Annotated in this window: 2 protein-coding genes; both read left to right on the top strand. The window is 58.3% G+C overall.

All coding sequences use genetic code 11. From position 1 onward, the window contains the following. Positions 1–114 precede the first annotated feature (114 nt). Positions 115–567: a DUF6305 family protein gene (locus Q0629_RS08095; protein ID WP_298781188.1), complete on the top strand. Its 453-nt coding sequence runs from the start codon at positions 115–117 to the stop codon at positions 565–567. 191 nt (positions 568–758) lie between these two features. Beyond that, a partial coding sequence (locus Q0629_RS08090) for a malonate decarboxylase subunit alpha (RefSeq protein ID WP_298781184.1) occupies positions 759–1,739 on the top strand: 981 nt, incomplete at its 3' end.

The following is a 1,739-nucleotide window of genomic DNA, read 5'->3' as shown; positions in this document are numbered from 1 at the left end:
AAGGTGAAAAAACTTTTGATTGTGGCGATGTCCTGTGCGGTGTTGTTGGCCTTTTCCTCGGCTGTTTTTGCTGTGGAGAATCCGGAACTGCCGAAGATCAGCGAGTCCATCCTGTTGACCCCCTTCGGTCAGAGCCAGGACGCCAATTTCGTCAACCTGATGCTGAAGAAGTATGACCTGGACTACAACATGACGGCGGCGGCGGACGCGGTGGATTGGTCCAAGGTCAAGACGATGATCGCCGTCTTGGGCGGAAGCGGTAAGGGGCTTGGCGCTGCCGGGCTCGACATTCCGAGCGAGGTGGCGCGCTGCAAGGCCCTCGTGGAGAAAGCCAAGGAGAACAACGTATTCATCCTGGCCATGCACATTGGCGGCAACGACCGTCGCGGGCCGAACTCCGTTCCCTTCCTCGACTTTGCAGGCGACGCCAGCTACGTGATCGTCCGCTCCGATGGCAACGCCGACGGGTTCTTCACGAAATTATGCGAGGAGAAGAAGATACCCCTCTACACCATCGAAAAGACTTCCGAGCTGAAGGCCATGTTTGGGACGATGCTTGACAAGTAGACGACGGTAGCTTCCCGGTGCCATGACGGGTCCCCTTTGTCGGGAACACACGTCATGGCGCCGTTCTTCATTAGGAGCTGCGGCATCTCGCTTGTCGCCCAAAGGGGTTCAATCTGCCCTGGAATGGTTTTTGGCTGATCGATTCCTCCAGCCTCCAGAGGTGGCGGAGGTTCACAGGGGTGAAAAACTAAATGGTCAATCGCGATACTTCACGCAGATGGGACACGCTGAAGACCGACACGGAGAGGCGCCTGGCGCAGGCGGCGAAGGTTACGGGCGGCGGCAAGATCGTCAAGGCGGACGATGCTGTGGCGCTCCTGGAGGCGGTGATTCGTCCAGGGGACCGCGTGAACCTTGAGGGGGACAACCAGAAGCAGGCGGACTTCCTGGCACAGTGCCTCTGCAGCGTCAACCCTTCCGTCGTGCACGACCTGCACATGGTGCAGTCCGTCCTGACCCTTCCCGAGCACCTTGACGTGTTTGAGAAGGGCATTGCCCGAAAGCTGGACTTCTCCTTTTCCGGCCCCCAGGCGGGGCGCATCGCAGAGCTGCTGAATGCGGACAAACTGGAGCTTGGGGCGATCCATACGTACCTCGAGCTCTATGGGCGCTATTTCCTGGACCTGACGCCGCGCGTGGCGCTGGTGGTCGCCGATGCGGCCGATATCCACGGCAACCTCTATACGGGCTTCAGCACCGAGGACACGCCCGTTATCGTAGAGGCGACGAAGTTCCGCCAGGGCATCGTCATCGTCCAGGTCAACGAGATTACGGACAAGCTGCCTCGAGTGGACATCCCCGGAGATTTCGTGGATTTTGTGGTTCAATCTCCCAAGCCGTATTACATCGAACCTCTCTTCACCCGCGATCCTGCCAAGATATCCGACCTCAGGGTGTTGAAGGCGATGATGGTCCTGAAGGGTATCTATGCGGAGTACGGCATCAAAGCCGTAAATCATGGGATCGGTTACGACACCTCGGCCCTTGAGCTCATCCTGCCCACTTACGGCGAGGAGTTGGGTTTGAAGGGCAAGGTTTGTACGCACTTTATCCTGAACCCCTGTCCAACGCTGATCCCGGCTATCGAAACGGGTTGGATTCAGACCGTCCACAGTTTTGGCGGTGAGGTGGGCATGGATAAGTACGTAGCCGCACGCCCCGACGTTTTCTTC

The sequence above is a fragment of the uncultured Fretibacterium sp. genome (assembly GCF_938030725.1).
In the GTDB taxonomy this organism is placed as follows: Bacteria; Synergistota; Synergistia; order Synergistales; family Aminobacteriaceae; genus Fretibacterium.
The sequence above is the reverse complement of the archived record's forward strand: the minus strand, read 5'-3'. Positions and strand labels throughout refer to the sequence as shown.